13 protein-coding genes and 2 pseudogenes are annotated in these 17285 nt (G+C 72.7%); 2 read left to right on the top strand and 13 right to left on the bottom strand.

The features are described from left to right. Positions 1-46 precede the first annotated feature (46 nt). The 4 genes from araD to xylA all read right to left on the bottom strand — a co-directional run bounded on the left by araD (position 47) and on the right by xylA (position 4726). Entirely contained in the window at positions 47-1804 is a 1758-nt protein-coding gene (gene araD, locus FDM97_RS18565) for an L-arabinonate dehydratase (RefSeq protein WP_137991514.1), read from the bottom strand. Next, positions 1801-2709, bottom strand: coding sequence for a dihydrodipicolinate synthase family protein (locus FDM97_RS18560; protein ID WP_137991513.1), 909 nt, complete (start codon positions 2707-2709; stop codon positions 1801-1803). The genes araD and FDM97_RS18560 overlap by 4 nt, the downstream gene beginning before the upstream one ends. A gap of 4 nt (positions 2710-2713) precedes the next feature. Next, positions 2714-3355, bottom strand: coding sequence for a GntR family transcriptional regulator (locus tag FDM97_RS18555; protein WP_137991512.1), 642 nt, complete (start codon positions 3353-3355; stop codon positions 2714-2716). A gap of 201 nt (positions 3356-3556) precedes the next feature. Then, complete coding sequence (gene xylA / locus FDM97_RS18550) at positions 3557-4726, bottom strand: xylose isomerase (RefSeq protein WP_137991511.1); 1170 nt, start codon at positions 4724-4726, stop codon at positions 3557-3559. A 160-nt stretch (positions 4727-4886) separates the two neighbouring features. Here xylA and xylB point away from each other — a divergent pair, with 160 nt between their 5' ends. Together xylB and FDM97_RS18540 are read left to right on the top strand one after the other, a co-directional pair. Next, complete coding sequence (gene xylB / locus FDM97_RS18545; protein ID WP_137991510.1) at positions 4887-6374, top strand: xylulokinase; 1488 nt, start codon at positions 4887-4889, stop codon at positions 6372-6374. Positions 6375-6411: 37 nt separating this feature from the next. Then, a pseudogene (locus FDM97_RS18540) lies at positions 6412-7104 on the top strand (TIM-barrel domain-containing protein); the annotation flags it as partial. On the opposite strand, the pseudogene FDM97_RS18535 reads toward FDM97_RS18540, so the two are convergent. From FDM97_RS18535 to FDM97_RS18495, 9 genes and pseudogenes are all read right to left on the bottom strand, one after another. After that, a pseudogene (locus tag FDM97_RS18535) lies at positions 7087-7351 on the bottom strand (LacI family DNA-binding transcriptional regulator); the annotation flags it as partial. The pseudogenes FDM97_RS18540 and FDM97_RS18535 sit on opposite strands and share 18 nt — an antisense overlap. Before the next feature lie 154 nt (positions 7352-7505). After that, on the bottom strand, positions 7506-8423 hold the full coding sequence (locus tag FDM97_RS18530; protein ID WP_137991509.1) for a universal stress protein: 918 nt from the start codon (positions 8421-8423) through the stop codon (positions 7506-7508). Between the two features lie 57 nt (positions 8424-8480). After that, positions 8481-9257, bottom strand: coding sequence for a class I SAM-dependent methyltransferase (locus FDM97_RS18525; protein WP_137991508.1), 777 nt, complete (start codon positions 9255-9257; stop codon positions 8481-8483). Next, on the bottom strand, positions 9235-10605 hold the full coding sequence (locus tag FDM97_RS18520; protein ID WP_254705655.1) for an MFS transporter: 1371 nt from the start codon (positions 10603-10605) through the stop codon (positions 9235-9237). Before FDM97_RS18520 ends, FDM97_RS18525 begins: the two co-directional genes overlap by 23 nt. Before the next feature lie 5 nt (positions 10606-10610). Beyond that, positions 10611-11924 carry an ATP-grasp domain-containing protein gene (locus FDM97_RS18515; protein WP_175439160.1) on the bottom strand — a complete coding sequence of 438 codons (1314 nt, stop codon included), beginning with the start codon at positions 11922-11924 and terminating at the stop codon, positions 10611-10613. Further along, positions 11921-13213, bottom strand: a complete 1293-nt coding sequence (locus FDM97_RS18510; RefSeq protein ID WP_217510246.1) for an ATP-grasp domain-containing protein — start codon at positions 13211-13213, stop codon at positions 11921-11923. The genes FDM97_RS18515 and FDM97_RS18510 overlap by 4 nt, the downstream gene beginning before the upstream one ends. An 8-nt stretch (positions 13214-13221) precedes the next feature. Next, positions 13222-14451: an aminotransferase class V-fold PLP-dependent enzyme gene (locus FDM97_RS18505; RefSeq protein WP_432816227.1), complete on the bottom strand. Its 1230-nt coding sequence runs from the start codon at positions 14449-14451 to the stop codon at positions 13222-13224. A gap of 1 nt (position 14452) precedes the next feature. After that, the gene (locus FDM97_RS18500) at positions 14453-15802 is read right to left on the bottom strand and encodes a pyridoxal-phosphate dependent enzyme (RefSeq protein WP_137991506.1); all 1350 of its coding nucleotides are present in this window, start codon (positions 15800-15802) and stop codon (positions 14453-14455) included. Then, positions 15799-17262, bottom strand: coding sequence for a Y4yA family PLP-dependent enzyme (locus FDM97_RS18495; protein WP_137991505.1), 1464 nt, complete (start codon positions 17260-17262; stop codon positions 15799-15801). Before FDM97_RS18495 ends, FDM97_RS18500 begins: the two co-directional genes overlap by 4 nt. Between the last annotated feature and the right edge of the window lie 23 nt (positions 17263-17285).

Here is a 17285-nt window from a genome sequence, read left to right as displayed (position 1 = left end):
CATCACGAACAAGGGGGAACGAGGGGCGGGACCGGGCCCGGGCGCGTCAGCTCGCGTACGGGTCCGGGGTCGTTCCCGGCCTGGCCAGGAACGCGAAGTCGCAGCCGGTGTCGGCCTGGGAGATCTGCTCGGTGTACAGCGCGCCGTAGCCGCGCTCGTAACGGGCGGGCGGGGCGGTCCACTCGGCGCGCCGGCGTTCCCACTCCTCCTCGGAGACGTCCAGATGCAGGGACCGGGCCTCGACGTCCAGGGTGATGAGGTCGCCGGTGCGCACCAGGGCGAGCGGCCCGCCGACGTACGACTCCGGCGCCACGTGCAGCACACAGGTGCCGTAACTGGTGCCGCTCATCCGGGCGTCGGAGATCCGCACCATGTCGCGCACCCCCTGCTCCAGCAGGTGGCGGGGGATCGGCAGCATGCCGTACTCGGGCATCCCCGGACCACCCTTGGGGCCGGCGCCCCGCAGGACCAGGACGTGGTCGGCGGTGATCCCGAGCTCCGGGTCGTCGATGGTCCGCTGCATCGTGCGGTAGTCGTCGAAGACCACGGCCGGTCCCGTGTGCTTGAGCAGACGAGGGTCGGCGGCGATGTGCTTGATCACCGCGCCGTCCGGGCAGAGGTTGCCGCGCAGCACCGCGACCCCGCCCTCGTCCGCGAGCGGACGGGCGCGCTCCCGGATGACCTCCTCGTTGTGCACGAGGGCGCCCTCCAACTGCTCGCGCATCGAGGGGTGCGCGACCGTCGGCCGGTCGAGATGGAGCAGATCCGTGAGCCGGGAAAGGAAAGCGGGCATGCCGCCGGCGAAGTGGAAGTCCTCCATCAAATACCGCCCGCCCGGGCGGAGATCGGCGAGCACCGGAACCGTCCGGGCGATCCGGTCGAAGTCGTCCAGGGTCAGCGTGACCCCGCAGCGCCCGGCCATCGCGATCAGATGGATGACCGCGTTCGTCGATCCGCCGAGCGCGAGGACGGCGGCGACCGCGTCCTCGTACGCCTCGCGGGTCAGGATCCGGGAGAGCCGCAGGTCCTGGTGTACCAGCTCGACGATCCGCATCCCGGAGGCGGCCGCCATCCGGTCGTGACCGGAGTCGACCGCCGGGATCGAGGAGGCGCCCGGCATCGTCACCCCGAGCGTCTCCGCCGCGGCGGTGAGCGTGGAGGCCGTGCCCATCGTCATGCAGTGACCGGGGGAGCGGGCGAGCCCGCTCTCCAGCTCGGCCATCTCGCAGTCCCCGATGAGACCGGCCCGCTTGTCGTCCCAGTACTTCCACATGTCCGTACCGGAGCCGAGGGTCTCACCGCGCCAGTGGCCCGGCAGCATCGGCCCCGCAGGAACGAACACCGTCGGCAGGTCCACCGAGGCCGCGCCCATCAGCAGCGCCGGGGTCGACTTGTCGCAGCCGCCCATCAGCACCACGCCGTCGACGGGGTAGGAGCGCAGCAGCTCCTCCGTCTCCATGGCGAGGAGGTTGCGGTAGAGCATCGGGGTCGGCTTCTGGAAGGTCTCCGAGAGGGTGGAGACGGGGAACTCGAGGGGGAAGCCGCCGGCCTGCCACACGCCCCGCTTCACCGCCTGGGCGCGGTCGCGCAGATGGACGTGGCAGGGGTTGATGTCGGACCAGGTGTTGAGGATCGCGACGACCGGCTTGCCCAGGTGCTCCTCGGGGAGATAGCCGAGCTGGCGGGTCCGGGCGCGGTGGCTGAACGAGCGCAGCCCGTCCGTGCCGTACCAGCGGTGACTGCGCAGGTCCTCGGGGCGGCGGGGGCCCGGCGGCTGCGCCGCGTGCGGGGCGGTGTCGCTCATGACTGCCACCCGGTGGCTATCGAGGCGACCTCGGCGCGGTCCGGCTCGGGCAGTTCGCGGCTCGGCGGGCGGATGTCGCGGCGGCACAGACCCAGCGCGGCCAGCGCCTCCTTGACGACGGTGACGTTGTCGGCGCCGCCGTTGGCGGCCCGCAGCTCCTCGAAGCGCCGGATCCGCTCCCACACCTTCATCGCGGTCGGGTAGTCGCCGGCGCGCAGCGCGTCGAGCATCTCCAGGGACACCGAGGGGGCCACGTTGACCAGGCCCGAGGTGAAGCCGGTGGCGCCGCTCGCGAAGTACGAGGGGGCGTACGGCTCGGCGAGCCCGGCCACCCAGACGAAGCGGTCGAGACCGGCGTCGCGGGCGAAGGCGGCGAAGCGCGCCGCGTCCGGGACGGCGTACTTGACCCCGATGACGTTCGGGCACGCGGCGCCGAGCTCGGCCAGGCGCGCCCCGCGGAGCTGGGCGTTGCGGATGTACGGAACGATGCCGAGCTCGGGGACGGCCTCGGCGATCGCCCGGTGGTAGTCGACCCAGCCGCCCTCGGAGACGTACGGGTGGACGGGCTGATGCACCATCAGCATCCGTGCTCCGGCCTCCCGGGCGTGCCGGGCGGCGGCCACGGCGGTCGGGACGTCGTGGCCGACACCGACCAGGACGGTGGCGCGGTCGCCGGCCTCCTCGACCGTCAGCTCGGTGACGCGCCGGCGCTCCTCGGGAGTGAGGGCGTAGAACTCGCCGGTGTTCCCGTTCGGCGTGAGCGTCCGGACGCCGCCGTCGATCAGCCGGCGCAGCAGCGCGCGATGGGCGGCGGTGTCCACCGTGCCGTCCTCGGCGAACGGGGTCACGGGGATCGCCACCACATCGGCGAGCGCGGTCTTCTCGGTCTGAAAGGTCCTGGTCACTCGGTCACTCACCGTCTTCGGGGAAGGCGCGTCGGACGAAGGACGCGATGTGGTCGTGCACGGCGAGGCCCGCGCCGGCGGAGTCGCCCGCGGCGGCGAGCCGCAGGATCTGTTCGTGCTCGGCCGCCTCGCGCTCCCAGGACGGTGTCGCCGCCCAGGCCACGGTGGAGACCAGGGCCGCCTGGTCGCGGACCTCGTCGAGCATCCGGCCGAGCAGCGGATTGCCGCAGGGCAGATACAGCGCCCGGTGGAAGTCCCGGTTGGCCAGGGAGCGTTCGGCCGGGTCGGCGGCCGCTGCGGCCCGCCGCAGCGCCTCGTGCGCCTCGTCGAGCGCCGCGGCGGAGGCGACGGTACGGCGGACCGCCTCCGGCTCCAGGAGCAGCCGTACGTCGTAGACGGCCCGCGCCATGTCGGCGTCGACCATGCGGACCGTGGCCCCCTTGTACTGGCTCATCACCACGAGACCGCTGCCGGCCAGCGTCTTGAGCGCTTCGCGCACCGGGGTCTTCGACACTCCGAAACGGGCGGCGAGTTCGGTCTCGACCAGGGCCTGTCCGGGGCTGAGGCCGCCGGTGAGTATGTCGTGTTTGATCGCCTCCAGGACGTACTGGGTGCGGGACGGGATGGGACTGGGGGCGAAGGTCATGACGCACTCTCAGATCTCATGTATCGCGTCTCATATATGACGTACGAAGTGCAACGCGCTTGAAGCTAGGGGGGTGTCGATGTTTCGTCAACGCTTCGCGCAGGATTCTTAGAAAGCGCTTGCTGGATTGCTTGGGCGCATCGATACGAAAGCGGCGCGGCGCCCCGGTCCGGGGCGCCGCGCCGTGTCACGGCCGGGGGTTCAGCGGACGGCGAGCAGATGCTCCAGGGCCAGCTGGTCCAGGCGCTCGAAGGCCATCGACCGCTCGGCCGCCGCCGTCACGTCGAACTCCTCGTACGCTCCGGTGTCCGCGAGCAGACCGGCCAGGCCGTCGGCGGCCGTGGGGACGGCGAGTTCGGGGAGGCGGGAGGCGGTCAGGGCCTCCTGGACTTCCGGGTCGGCGCGGAAGGCGGCGGCGCGCTCCTTGAGGATCAGATAGTTGCGCATACAGTTCTTCGCGGACTCCCACACCCCGTCGAAGCCGTCCGTGCGCACCGGCTTGAAGTCGAAGTGGCGCGGCCCCTCGTAGCCGGCCGTCTCCAGGAGGTCCACCAGCCAGAACGCCTGGCGCAGATCCCCGGCGCCGAACCGGAAGTCCTGGTCGTACTTGATGCCCGACTGCCCGTTGAGGTCGATGTGGAAGAGCTTGCCCGCCCACAGCGCCTGGGCGATCCCGTGCGGGAAGTTGAGCCCGGCCATCTGCTCGTGGCCCGTCTCCGGGTTCACGCCCACCAGTTCGGGCCGCTCCAGGCGCTCGATGAACGCCAGCGCGTGGCCGATCGTCGGCAGGAGGATGTCGCCGCGCGGCTCGTTCGGCTTCGGCTCGATGGCGAAGCGCAGGTCGTAGCCCTGCTCGGTGACGTACTGGCCGAGCAGGTCGAAGGCCTCCTTCATCCGGTCCAGGGCCACCCGCACGTCCTTGGCCGCGCCCGACTCGGCGCCCTCGCGGCCGCCCCAGGCCACATAGGTGCCGGCGCCGAGCTCGACGGCGAGGTCGATGTTGCGGATCGTCTTGCGCAGCGCGTAGCGGCGCACGTCGCGGTCGTTGGCGGTGAAGGCGCCGTCCTTGAAGACGGGGTGGGTGAAGAGGTTCGTCGTGGCCATCGGCACCTTCAGGCCGGTGCGCTCCAGGGCGGTCCGGAAGCGCTTGACCACGGCCTCGCGCTCACCGTCGGGAGCCCCGAAGGGGATGAGGTCGTCGTCGTGGAAGGTCACGCCGTACGCCCCGAGCCCGGCCAGCCGCTCGACCGACTCGACCGGGTCGAGCGCGGGCCGGGTGGCCTCGCCGAAGGGGTCACGGCCCTGCCAGCCGACGGTCCACAGGCCGAAGGTGAACCGGTCCTCGGGGGTGGGGGAGAAGCGTTCCGACATGGTCTGTCCCTCTTGTTGCCGTTCGCGGGGGAAATCGAGATGCGGCGAGGTCTGGTCGCCGTATTTGTTTTCTGAGATAACTAATACGGCACGGTGCGACACCGCGCCAGAGCCGCGGCCGGACGAGCACCGGCCGAAGCCCGAGGAAAGGTGAGGCCCCATGGCGGCGACGCCCCCCGCGCCCCCGGTCGTGATCGGCGTGGACAGCTCCACCCAGTCGACCAAGGCGGCCGTCGTGCACGCGGCCACCGGCGCCCTGCTCGCCGTCGGCCGCGCCCCGCACACCGTGACCGGGACGGACGGCGCCCGGGAGAGCGACCCCGAGCAGTGGTGGTCCGCGCTCCGCGAGGCCGTCGCCGCCGGCCTCGCCGCCGCGGACGTGCCCCCCTCGGCCGTCACCGGCATCGCCGTCGCCGGACAGCAGCACGGCCTGGTCGTCCTCGACGCCGCCGGCCGCCCGCTGCGCCCCGCCCTCCTCTGGAACGACACCCGCTCCGCGCCCCAGGCCGCCGAGCTCACCGCCGCCCTCGGCGGCCCCGACCCCTGGCTCGCCCGGACCGGCTCCCTGCCCGTCGCCTCCATGACCGCCGCCAAGTGGCAGTGGCTGCGCACCCACGAACCCGCCGTCGCCGCCTCCGCGGCGGCCGTCCGGCTGCCCCACGACTTCCTGACCCAGCGCCTGTCCGGCGTCGCCGCCACCGACCCCGGGGACGCCTCCGGCACCTGCTGGTACTCCACGGCGACCTCCGCCTACGACCCGGAGATCCTCCGGCTCCTCGCCCTGGACCCGGACCTCCTGCCCGTCGTCGCCCCGAGCGGGGCCACCCGCGTCGGCACCCTCACCCCGGCCGCCGCCCGCGCCCTCGCCCTCCCGGCCGGCGTCGCCGTCGCCGCCGGCACGGGGGACAACATGGCGGCCGCCGTCGGCCTCGGCCTGGGCGGCGCCGGACTGCTCGACCACCCCGTCGTCAGCCTCGGCACCTCGGGCACCGTCTTCGCCGCCACCCGCACCCGCCCCGCCGCACCCGGCCTCGCCGGATTCGCCGCGGCCGACGGCACGTACCTGCCCCTCGGCTGCACCCTCAACTGCACACTGGCCGTCGACAGGTTCGCGGCGCTCCTCGGCCTCGACCGCGAGGACACCGCCCCGGGCGACGGCCTGGTCGTCCTGCCCTACCTCGACGGCGAACGCACCCCCGACCTGCCGCACGCAACCGGCCTGCTCACCGGCCTGCGCCACACCACCACTCCCCGCGCGATCCTCGGCGCTGCCTACGAGGGCGCCGCCTTCACCGTCCTGCGCGCCCTCGACGAACTCCTCACCGCCTGCGGCCTCGACCCCTCCGACAAGGAGGTACGCGAGCGCCCCCTGCGCCTGATCGGCGGCGGCGCGCAGGGCCGCGCCTGGACCGACACCGTCCGCCGCCTCTCCGGCCGGCCCCTGGTCGTCCCGGCCGCGAGCGAACTCGTCGCCCTCGGCGCCGCCGCCCTCGCCGCGTCCGCCGCGACCGGCGAGGACCCGGTCGCGCTCGCCACCGCCTGGGGTACCGGAGACGGCGAGACGCTCCCCCCGGTCGCCCGCGACGAGGAGACCTGGCACCGGATCGCCGGCGTCCTGGACCGGGCCGCCCCGAGCCTCCTCGCCTGACCCGCCCCCCTTCGCACCCCCCTTCTCGAGGACCACGATGAAGTTCACCGACGGCTTCTGGCTGATGCGCGAGGGTGTTCACGCCTCGTACGCCACCGAGGTACGCGATCTGCAGCCCGGCACCGACCACTTCACGGCGTACGCGTCCGTCAAACGGGTCGAGACGCGGGGTGACACCCTCAACTCCGCCCTCATCACGGTGGAATGCTTCTCGCCCGCCGAGGGCGTGATCGGCGTCCGCCTCACCCACCACGCGGGAAAGGCCCACCGCGGGCCGGACTTCGCGCTGCCCGGGGAGGGCACGGGAACCGCCGCCGTTCGCCGTGAGGGCCCGGTCACCGAGCTGACGAGCGGCCCGCTCACCCTGCGCCTCGACCGCTCCGCGCCCTGGGCGCTGGAGTTCCTGGGCGCCGACGGCCGCGCCCTGACCTCGACAGGACGCAAGGGCACCGCTTCGTCACCACCGGCGACGGAACCCACCACATGATGGCCCAACTCGCCCTGGGCGTCGGGGAGAACGTCTACGGACTCGGCGAACGCTTCACCCCGATCGTCAAGAACGGCCTGGTCGTTCGGCCTGCGGCTGACCACGTCCCGCACCACGCCCTACGACGAGGCGACCGTCGCCTCCTTCGTCGACGGCATGGCCGAGCGGGACATTCCGCTCTCCGTCTTCCACTTCGACTGCTTCTGGATGCGCGCCTACCAGTGGTCGGACTTCCGCTGGGATCGCGATGGCGATCTCCATCATCACGGGCACGTACATGTCCGTGCGCAGCGGCACCATCAGGGCGATGATGCGGGACCTGCTGCTGGCCAGCGCGCGGCCCCGGCGTGCGGGTGGTAGCCGAGGCGCTCGATGCTGTCGCGGACCGCTGCCGGGTGACGGCGGAGATGGACCGCTTGCCGCTGAGGACGTAGCTCACCGTGCTGGCCGACACCCCGGCGTGCCGGGCTACCTCGGCAAGGGTGACCATCCACACTCCCGATCCTGTGAAGCGCTTCGATTTCTACAGCTCTGGATGAGAAGGGCTCTGAACAGCTAGACCGTATCTCGGAGGCTTCGCGGGTGTCCAGGCGTTGGGTCAATCTGTCGAATCGCTTCGACAGCGCCACAGCGCACGTCGAGGCTCAGGCGGCGGGATGCGGAACGACCGCGACCGGGCAGTGCGCGTGGTGCAGAACCGCATGGGCGACCGACCCGATGAGGAGCGACTCGATCCGGTGCCGGCGATGACGGCCCACCACGACGAGCCCGGCCTCCCGGGAGCCCTCGACGAGCTGCCCCGCCGCGTCCGACGGGACGACGTCGGAGACGACCTCGACGTCCGGATGTCGCTCGGTGAACGGCCGCAGACGCTCCTCCTGCCGTTGCGTCGTGTCCCGTACGAGATCGGTGGTGTCGTCCGCGGGCATGAGCGGCGGCACCTGCAGCATCGGCGCGGGCGGACTCGCGAGCATGACCGGCGAGGGCGGCAGCCGGTAGGCGGTCACCACCTCCAGGGCCACGCCCCGCTGCGCCGCGGCCTCGAACGCGAAGTCGAGGACCTCGTCGGCGGTCTCCTCCGGGTGGAGACCGACCAGGATCCGGCCCGCCTCCGTTCCGCTCTCCAGCGACGCCGCCCTCGCCTCGTGCGGAACGACGACCACCGGGCACGGCACGGAGGAGGCGAGCGCCCGGCTGGTGGAGCCGAGCAGCAGGCTCTTGAAGCCGCCCCGCCCGCGCGAGCCGACGACCAGCATCCGACCGGCCCTGGCCACGCCGAGCAGGGCGTCGGTCACGGTGCCGTCGAGCGACTCGTACCGTACGGGCACGGTCAGGCCCCGCTCCTCCATCCAGGCGCGGACGCCGTCCACCACGGCGTCCGGGATCTCGGGGACCTCGCCGAGGGAGGCGATGCGCGCGGCCCCGAGCTGGAAGGCCTCGGAGCGCACATGGGCGACGAGGAGAGGGGTGTCGAGGTCCTGCGCCGCGCTCAGAGCCCACTCCAGGGCCCGCTGGCTGTGCTCGGAACCGTCCACACCGACGACAACAGGCTTTTCGCTCATATCCGGATCATTCCTGAGAGATCCGGCGTCACGCCACTGCGACTCCCGGGGCGCCTTCTACGGGGTGCCGCGCGTGCGGACCGCGGTGAGGACGCAGCTGTGCCCGTACCGCCAGACGCACCCCACCGCCCCGAAGCCCGCCTTGCGCATCAGCTCCGTGTGCTGCTGCGCCGTCAGGCCGTTGTCGCTGCCGAGGTCCAGGCCACGGACCTCCCGCTCGGCGAGGAGCTCCCCGAACCGGCCGTCGGCGGCCAGGCCCGCCCACCATCCCCGCCAGTCCTCGGGCGGCCGGCTTCCGCGGCGTGCGTCGTGGCCCGAGGCCACCGCGGCGGCGAGCCGTCCGATCTCGTCGTCCTCGGGGAAGAGATGATCGGCGTTGACGAGCACCCCACCGGGCCGCAGCAGCTCGTGGACCTCCTCGTACACCGTGGCCAGGACGTCCACGGGCAGATAGTGCAGCGCCGTCGTGGAGACCACGGCGTCCAGCGGGCCGACGGCGGACAGCGCCGCCGCCCAGGGCCCGGCGCCGATCGGAGCGTCGACGAACCGGACCGCCTCCCCGTGCACCGCACTCCCCAGGGCCAGCAGCAGCGGGTCGTGGTCGACCGCCAGGACGCGGGCGTGGGGGAGCCGGGCCGCCAGCCGGGCGGCGAGCGAGCCGGGTCCGCAGCCGAGATCGGCGACGACGGGACGCCGCGTCCCGCGTGTGCTGTGGGCGACCACGTCCCCGACGACGTGGAAGCGTTCCTCGCGGGCGGTCGCGTAGAGCTCCTGCTGGCGTTCCCAGCGGTCCACCCAGAGACGGGCCGGGTCAGCCGTCACTTTCCGTGCCATGGTGCGTCCTTGCTGTTCGTGCGGTTCGTGCGGTTCGTGCGGTTCGTGCGGTTGGTGCGGGCGGTGCAGGCGCTGCAGGCGGTGCAGTAGGTGCCGGTTCGGGGGAGGCGGGCGCTTCGAGCGTGCCCGTCGCGGCGACCACGGCCGCGACGGCGGTCGCCGCGGCGGCCGCGAGGAAGCCCCACATGTGGCCGTCCGGCCGGTCGACGACGACACCGGTGACCGCGGAGCCGAGCGCGGCCATGGAGAGGTTGACTGTGGTGAGCCACGTGTACGCCTCGTTCAGCATGCGTTCGGGCACGACCCGGGAGACCAGCTCGGCCTCGACCGTCAGCGCCGGGGCTATGACGGCGCCGGAGACGAAGAGGACGGCGCCGAGGGCGTACGAGTTCGGCATCAGGGCCCATACTGCGTACCCGGCGGCGAGTGCGGCGAGCAGCGCCAGGAAGCGCCGGCCGAGGGAACCGCGGAAGGTACGGCTGCCGTACCACAGGCCCGCCGCCGCGCTGCCGATGCTCCACACGGCGATGAGGATCCCGGTCACGCTCTCCGCCGAGGCCCCGTCGTGCGCCTTGGTGTACGCGGCGATGGCGACGGGCGAACCGCCGAAGGAGAACGCGATGCCCGCCGCGCACAGCAGCAGCATCCGCAACGCGGGTTCCCGCAGCGGACCGATCCCGCGGGCCCCCTTCGTACCGCCCGAGGGCAGCGCCCGCATGGCCTGCCCCCGCGCCACCACGAACGTGCCGAACCCGGTGCACAGCGAGGCGAAGACCAGGGCGGCCGCGGGACCCGCCGTACCGCCACCGGTGCCCAGTGCCTCGCCGAGCGGGGTGCCGAGGAGCATGAAGGCGGAGAACAGCAGCGGCCCGACGACGAAGACCAGCTCGAACAGGGTGGATTCGGCCGCCATGGCGGCCTGCCGCACGCCGCCGCGCCCGCTCTCCTCGTTGGTCAGCGTGGTCCACGCGGCCCGCAGGGCGGGGCTGATCGCGGGGAACGCGGCGCCCGAGAGCGCGGCGACGCCGCACAGCACGCCGAGCGGCAGCCGGGCCAGGACCGCGGCGAGCAGCACCAGTTGGAGGGCGGCGTAGGCCGCGGCGTACAGCGGCAGGACCCGGCCCGCGCCGTAGCGGTCCGCGAGACGTCCGGCGACGGGCGCCGTAGCCGCCGTGGCGAGCGAGATCGTGGCGCCCACCAGACCCGCCTCGCTGAACCCCCCGGTGGTCTCCTTCACCAGGAGCAGCCAGGCGAGGACCGTGACGCCCTGCCCGAGGCGGGCGACGACTCCGCCCACCAGGAGCAGGGGAGCCCCCGGCACCCGCCACAGCCGCGCGTACTGGGCCATGCCCGTCATCGTGTGCCTCCAGAGGTCGCGCCGGCCGCGCCGGCCGCGCCGGCCGCGCCGGCCGCGCCGGTCACGTCGCCCGCCCCGGCCGCGCCGGTCTCGCAGGTCTCACCCGTCACCCGGAAATCGCGCGCGGTCGCCTCGACGGCGGCCTGGACGGCCGCGCTGTCCGGACCGCGGAAGCGGAACCGGCCCCCGACGTGTTCGTAGTACGCGTCCGCGGCGGGCAGCACGTCGCCGGGGCGCAGCAGCTCCTCCGCGTACGGCCCGGGCCGGCGGCCCGTCATGGGGATGACGCCGGTGATCCGGCAGGGGCGGGCCGCCGGGGCCGGCGCCAGCAGCCACCCGGCGGTCTCCGCCCGGGGCGCGGGCGCCCAGGGCGGCGGCTCCTCGCCCAGGGCGATCCGGAACGCGGCCTCCATCAGGTCGTACCCGTGCACCTCCCGCCACACGTACGGGATCTCCGCCCCGCCCACGCGCGCACCGACCTCCAGGAACGTCACGCGGGGACCCGACGGCGCCTGCGCGTCCACGAACACCTCCAGGTGGAAGGGCGTGGGGGAGGAGGTCAGCGCGCGCAGCGCCCGGAGGGCGAAGTCGCCGACCGCCGCCACGACCTCGGCCCGGTCCTCCTCGACCGAGCCGAGGGTGGACCCGTGCCGGAAGCCCAGACAGGAGTCGAGGTAGCGGGACGCCTTCCAGCAGAGCAGCTCGCGGCCGTCGAAGACGCCGTCCACGTGGTGGACGGGATGGGGGTTGTGCGCCTGCGCGATCAGTGGCCGGTCCTCGGCGAACGGCACGGTGTCCAGGTCCCGTTCGTCCGCCGCGACGACCACCCCCTCACTGCTGCTGGACGCCACCGGCTTGACCACGACGGGCCAGCCGTGGATACGCGCGAAGTCGCGCACGGCCGCCGCGTGCGGCGCCGGCGCCGTCGGCTGCACCGCGAGCCCCGCGCGCGCCACGGCCGCCGTCATCAGCTGCTTGTCCCGGAACGGCAGCAGCTCGGAGGGGTGTCTGCCGCGGCAGTTCCACTCCAGGGCCACCTGGGCCGCCACCAGGAGATCGTCCTCCTTGAGCGCGACCACCGAACGCGGGGCCCCGTGGCGGGCGGCGAGAGCGTCGACCTCCTTGCGGATCCGCGCGAGGTCGTCGGTGGCGGGCACGACGACGACCTCGGCCGCCGGGGCCGGCACGGCCGTCGCGCCGACCTCGGTGGTGACATACGTGACCGTGTACGCCTCGTGGTCGACGTACCGGTCGTAGTGCGCGTAGTCCGCCCGCCACCGGTGGAGGACCACGACGTGCGGCCGCCTCACGCGGCGCCTCCCGGGTCCGCCAGGCGGTAGAACCCCGCACCGTCCAGGTAGTGCACGGTGTTGAGGTCCCTGGCGAGCACATGCTCCGAGGCGTGCGCCAGGCCGATCATCATCGGCTCGGTCGTGTCGTCGACCGTCAGCGGGAGCCGCCCTCCCTCGGGGACGGCGATGTGCACGTTGTGGAAGCTCTCCAGCGCCTCCACCTGCGGCAGCAGCGGATACCCGGCGAGCGTGCCACTGACCGGAGAGGTCAGATAGGCCATGGCGACGTGCCGTTCCACCCGGTGCGCGTCCCCGACGGTGGCGAGGAAACGCTCCGGGCGTAGATAGGCGTCGACGGTCCGCTCGATCTGCGACTCGCCGGCCGCCAGCCGGGCGAAGTACGCGGCGTCCGCCCCGCACAGCCGGATGCCCGCCTCGACCAGACGCGGCCCGTCCGGCGTGAGCATGATCTCCAGATGGGCGGGCCCGTGCCGGACCTCCAGGGCGTCGAGCACGTCGAAGCCGTACTCGACCAGCCGGGCGCGCTCGGCGGAGCCGGGGTGCGTGGAGACCGCCGCGCTGATGCGGTCGGTGACGCCGTTGGCGGAGATCTTCATGTACCGCCACACGTCGGTGCACCGGTGACGCCCGTCGCGGCTCACGGTGTTGACGACGTACTCGGTGCCCTCCAGGTGCTCCTGCACCACGACGCCTTCGTTGCGGAAGGAGAAGATGTTCGTCGCGGCCATGATCTTCTCGTAGGCGGCGGCGGTCTCCTCCGGACTCGCGCAGAAGCTGACGTGATCGTTGCCCGCGCTGCGGACCGGCTTGACGACGGCCCGGCCGCCGAGTTCGCGGTGCCAGTCGGCGGCGTACCGTGCCGATACGGCCAGGTGCTGGCGGGTGCCGGGCAGTCCGGCCGCCTTGATCGTCTCGATCTGGGTGTGCTTGTGGCGGCGGGCGGCGCTGAGCCGGGTGCCGTTGGTGGCGAGGCCGAGGGCGGCGCTGAGCCGGTCGGCCAGCTCCACCCCCAGCTCGCCGCCGGTGAGCACGGCGGCCGGCCGGTGCGCGGCGACCGCCGCCAGCGTGGTCTCGAAGGCGCCGTAGTGGACGATGTCGTCGGCGAACTCCTCGGTGCGGAAGGAACTCCGGTAGACCGGGGGTACCTCCGGTGTGCTCTGGACCCGGACCACGGGGTGGCCCTCCTCTTGGAAGGCACGGGCCAGGCGCAGCGTCGGCGCGTACACGTCGACCATGACGACCGGGGCCTTCTCCCCGCCCTGGTCGTCGGCGTTGTCGTCTCGCATCGGTTCTCTCAGCTCTCCCGGTCGAGGCCGGCGAGGACCTCCAGCAGGTGGTCGATGTCGTCGGGGGTGTTGTAGACGTGCAGGCTGACCCGGACCGAGGAGTCCTTCTCGCCCGCGTGCCCCTGGCAGTGACCGTCCGCGCGGACCATCAGCCCGTGGCTGGCGAGGATGAACCCCAGGTCGTTGGAGCCGATGGAGCGGTGCCGGAAGGTGACGATGCCCTGGCGGCGCTGCACCGTGGACTCGGCGGTGAGGCTGAGCGGGCAGCCGAGGACCTCGTACGAGCCGAGCCTGCTGAGCCCGTCGGTGAGGCGGACGCCGAGCCCGACGGTCCACTGTTCGATCCGCTCCAGGCCCGCGTCCTCGAGCCAGTCCAGCGCGGCGTGCAGGCTGACGACGCCGCTGGTGTTGGGGCTGCCGCTCCACCCTCCCGGCTCGAACGCGGGCCCGCGCGCCCCCCGGGCCCAGACGGCGCCGACGCCGGGCAGGGCCATCGCCTTGTGGCCGGAGAAGACGGCGAAGTCGACGTCGAGGGCGCCCAGGTCCACGGGCTTGTGCCCGATGCTCTGCGCCGCGTCCAGGCAGACGACGACATCGGGGCCGACCACGGCACGGATGCGGTGCACGTTCATGTCGGCGCCGTAGACGTGGTGGACATGGGTGGCGGCCACGAACCGCGTGCGGGCGGTGACCAGTCGGGCCAGCGCCTCCTGGTCGTAGTCGCGGGAGTCCGTCTCGTACGGCATCTCCCGTACGGCGATCCGCACGCCGCGCTCGGCGAGCAGCCGCTGGGCCTCCAGCCACGGCACGGCGTTGGCCTGGTGGTCGGCGAACGGGACGACGATCTCGTCGCCGTCACGCAGGTACGAGGTGAGCCAGTCGCGCGCGACGGTGCGCAGGCCCTCGGTCGTCCCGCTGGTGAAGTGCACCGTGGACCGGTGCGGCGAGGGGTCGCGCAGGAACGCCTTCAGCCGCTCCCTGGCCTGTTCGACGATCTCCGTGGTCCGGTTCGCCCACGGGTACGTGCCCCGCCCGGCGTTGGCGTTGGTGGTGGTCAGATAGCGGTGCACGGCGTCGAGGACGGCCTGCGGCTTCTGGGCGGTGGCGGAGCTGTCCAGGTACCGCACGTCGGGGTGGCCTGTGACGATGGGGAACTGGGCGCCCAACTCAGCCTGCCAGGGGGCGAGCTCGGCGAGCGGCGGCGCGGGCGCGGACATGGTGTCGAGAGGCAGTGTCATGTCAGTCCCTCACCAGCGGAGCGCCGGCGTCGCGCCAGGCGATGATGCCGCCCTCGAGACTGCGCACGTCGCTGTGGCCCATCCGGGTCAGCAGCGCGGCGTAGCGCACGGACTGCTCGCCGACCGGACAGGCGAGCAGCACCGGCCGGCTGCGGCCGAACGGCAGCCCGCCGTACAGGAGTTCCGCGAAGATCTCGTCCACGATGTTCACCGAGCCGGGGATGTGCAGCGCGTCGAAGGCGAAGGCGCCCCGCAGGTCGACCACGAGCGGCCGTGCCTCGTCGATCCACCGCCGGGCCCCCGCGGCGTCGATCGTGGTGGCGGCGGCGAGTTCGGCCTTGGTGAGCGTGGCGACGGAGTTGCGGCGGGCGGGCTGCCGCAGGAGCTCGGGCCGCCGCTGCCGTACGTAGCTCATATAGCTCTCGACGCGGTCGCAGACGATGAAGACGGCGGTCCTGCGCTCCTCGCCGGTCAACTCCTCGTCGATGCCCCGCAGATGGCGGACCGCGCCGAAGTAGGCGGCGCCACCGGTGGGGCCCGCGAGCATGCCGCAGCGGCGGACGAGCGTGAGCATGCCGTCGATGGCCTCGTCCGCGGAGACGGACTCGATCGTGTCGTACGTGGCGGGGTCGAAGAGGCCCACCTCGTGGACCTCGTCGATGTTCCGGATGCCCGGGATGAAGTCCGACTTGTGGGCGACCAGGCCGATGACGCCGACGTTCGGGTCGTGGCCACGCAGGGCGCGGACGGTGCCGGTCGAGGAGCCCGCCGTACCGACCGCGGCCACGAAGTAGTCCGGGGCCCGCCCGCCCAGGTCCTTCACGATCTCGGGGCCGGTGGCCGCCTGGTGGGCCTCGATGTTCAGCGGGTTGTAGTACTGATCCGTGTGCACGTAGCTCTCGCCGTCGGCGGAGAGCATCTGGTGGATCTTGGTGAGCGGATCCTCGGTGTTCGTCGGGTCCAGGCACTCGGCCTGCCCGGGGAGTTCCTCGATCTCCGCGCCCAGGAGCAGCAGCAGGTCCTTGATCTCGGGGACCTTCATCCGGTTGGTGACGCTCTTGAACGGCAGCCCGTGCATGCCGGCGATGACGGCGAGCGCCTTGGCGGTGTTGCCGCTGGACAGCTCCACGACCGTACGCGTGCCCGCGCCCGCGCCGTCGCCGTCCCGGTCGGAGCCGGCCGCGAGCAGCGGCTGGACCATGTTCCAGGCCGCGCGGTCCTTGACGGAGCCGAAGGGGTTGAGCATCTCCAGCTTGGCGTAGAGATCGATATGACGCAGTCCGTGAATCTCCGGTGCTATGCGGACGAGCGGAGTATCGCCGATCGCATCGGTGATGGTGTCGTACTTCAACAGTCTTCCCCCGTGGAAGTGATGGGCCAGTAGTTCTCGTCGAGGCACCACTGCCAGCTGTCGCCGTCCCTGTAGGCGGCGACCTTGCGGGCGATGGGCTGGTGCAGCGCGTGGTCGGCGCTGAAATCCATGAAGTAGCCGGCGGTGTTGGCGAAGGCGAGCAGGTCGCCGACGGCCGGGCGCCGGGGCAGGAAGACCTGCCGACGGGTGAGGAAGTCCGCCTCCAGGCAGAGGTTTCCGATCAGGTACACGCCGACCGGCCCGCTGTCGTCCTCCCCGTGCGCGCCGGGCCGCGGCACGAGCACCGGGTCCATGAGGACGCCGTGCTCCTCCAGGCTGACGTCGGAGGCGTTCATCTCCAGACGTACGAAACAGTCCCCGCCCGGAGTGTCGCGGACCTCCAGGACCCGGGCGAGTGCGACACCGCACTGGTCGACCAGGGCGCGGCCCGGCTCGATGTGCAGGTCGTAGAGGTTCTCCAGGAGCAGCGTGGCCAGCGGGCGGCCCAGCGACTGGCCGCGCGTCGCGAGGAGTTCGTCGAAGTAGCGCGGACCGGACACGGGCCGATGGGCCGGGTAGAGACCGAGCGCGCCTCGCAGCGTCCCGCCTTCGTTGCGCAGCCCGTACCCGTGCCCCTGCCACGTCAGCGCGGGCCGCCGGCCGAGCACCGCGTTGGTCAGCTCCGAGGTGTACGCCTCCCACTGCGCGCCGTCGGCGAGGTAGTCCACGCCGAAGCCGCCGCCGATGTCGACCACGCGGGGACGAAGTCCCCTGGCGGCGCACTCGTTCATCACCCGCAGACAGCCCTCGAACGCGGTGGCCTTCTCGGCCGCTCCGATGGTGTCCAGGTGGTAGGCGACCCCCAGGAAGTCGAGGGACTCGCGGTGCTTGTCCAGGATGTCGAGGAGTCCGGTGGCCGCGGAGGCCGGTGTGCCGAAGCGGCTGCGCCGGCTCAGCACGGTGACCCCGGTGCTGTCGAAGTCCGACAGCCTGAGCAGGACGCGTACGGCGGGGAGCCGGTGCTCCTCGACGAGAGCGGCGAGCGTACGGAGTTCGCCGGCGGAGTCGACGTTGACGATGACACCGCTGCGTGCGGCCAGCCACAGGAACTCGGGGCTCTTCGGGCCGGTCGCCATGATGCGCTCCGGCGCGAAGCCGCAGCCGAGCGCGTGCTGCAGCTCGCGCAAGGAAGCGATGTCGATATGGGCGGGCGTGGCGGCGAGGCGCCGTACGAGCGCGCTGGAGCGGTTGGCCTTGTGGGCGAAGTAGACGGTGCCGGCGAGCCGGTGCTTGTCGTAGACCTCCTGGAACCGGCCGACGTTCTCGGCGATCTGGTCGGGCAGCACGATGTTCAGCGGTGAGCCGAGCGCACGCGTGAGCCGGTGGAGGAGCGCGGTGTCTTCGAGGAGGGACGCGAGCCGGGGCTCGAGTCGTGGGGCGAGATACAGCGGAGTGCTCATGAATGTGCGGACTCCCGGTCCTC

The sequence above is a fragment of the Streptomyces vilmorinianum genome (genome assembly GCF_005517195.1).
Lineage (GTDB): Bacteria > Actinomycetota > Actinomycetes > Streptomycetales > Streptomycetaceae > Streptomyces > Streptomyces vilmorinianum.
The sequence above is the reverse complement of the archived record's forward strand: the minus strand, read 5'-3'. Positions and strand labels throughout refer to the sequence as shown.

What these genes read in the sequence shown, in the direction of transcription:
- araD (WP_137991514.1), bottom strand. Translation starts at nt 1,804, where the DNA reads ATGAGCGACACCGCCCCGCACGCGGCGCAGCCGCCGGGCCCCCGCCGC.
- FDM97_RS18555 (WP_137991512.1), bottom strand. Translation starts at nt 3,355, where the DNA reads ATGACCTTCGCCCCCAGTCCCATCCCGTCCCGCACCCAGTACGTCCTG.
- xylA (WP_137991511.1), bottom strand. Translation starts at nt 4,726, where the DNA reads ATGTCGGAACGCTTCTCCCCCACCCCCGAGGACCGGTTCACCTTCGGC.
- xylB (WP_137991510.1), top strand. Translation starts at nt 4,887, where the DNA reads ATGGCGGCGACGCCCCCCGCGCCCCCGGTCGTGATCGGCGTGGACAGC.
- FDM97_RS18530 (WP_137991509.1), bottom strand. Translation starts at nt 8,423, where the DNA reads ATGAGCGAAAAGCCTGTTGTCGTCGGTGTGGACGGTTCCGAGCACAGC.
- FDM97_RS18525 (WP_137991508.1), bottom strand. Translation starts at nt 9,257, where the DNA reads ATGGCACGGAAAGTGACGGCTGACCCGGCCCGTCTCTGGGTGGACCGC.
- FDM97_RS18520 (WP_254705655.1), bottom strand. Translation starts at nt 10,605, where the DNA reads ATGGCCCAGTACGCGCGGCTGTGGCGGGTGCCGGGGGCTCCCCTGCTC.
- FDM97_RS18510 (WP_217510246.1), bottom strand. Translation starts at nt 13,213, where the DNA reads ATGCGAGACGACAACGCCGACGACCAGGGCGGGGAGAAGGCCCCGGTC.
- FDM97_RS18505 (WP_432816227.1), bottom strand. Translation starts at nt 14,451, where the DNA reads ATGACACTGCCTCTCGACACCATGTCCGCGCCCGCGCCGCCGCTCGCC.
- FDM97_RS18495 (WP_137991505.1), bottom strand. Translation starts at nt 17,262, where the DNA reads ATGAGCACTCCGCTGTATCTCGCCCCACGACTCGAGCCCCGGCTCGCG.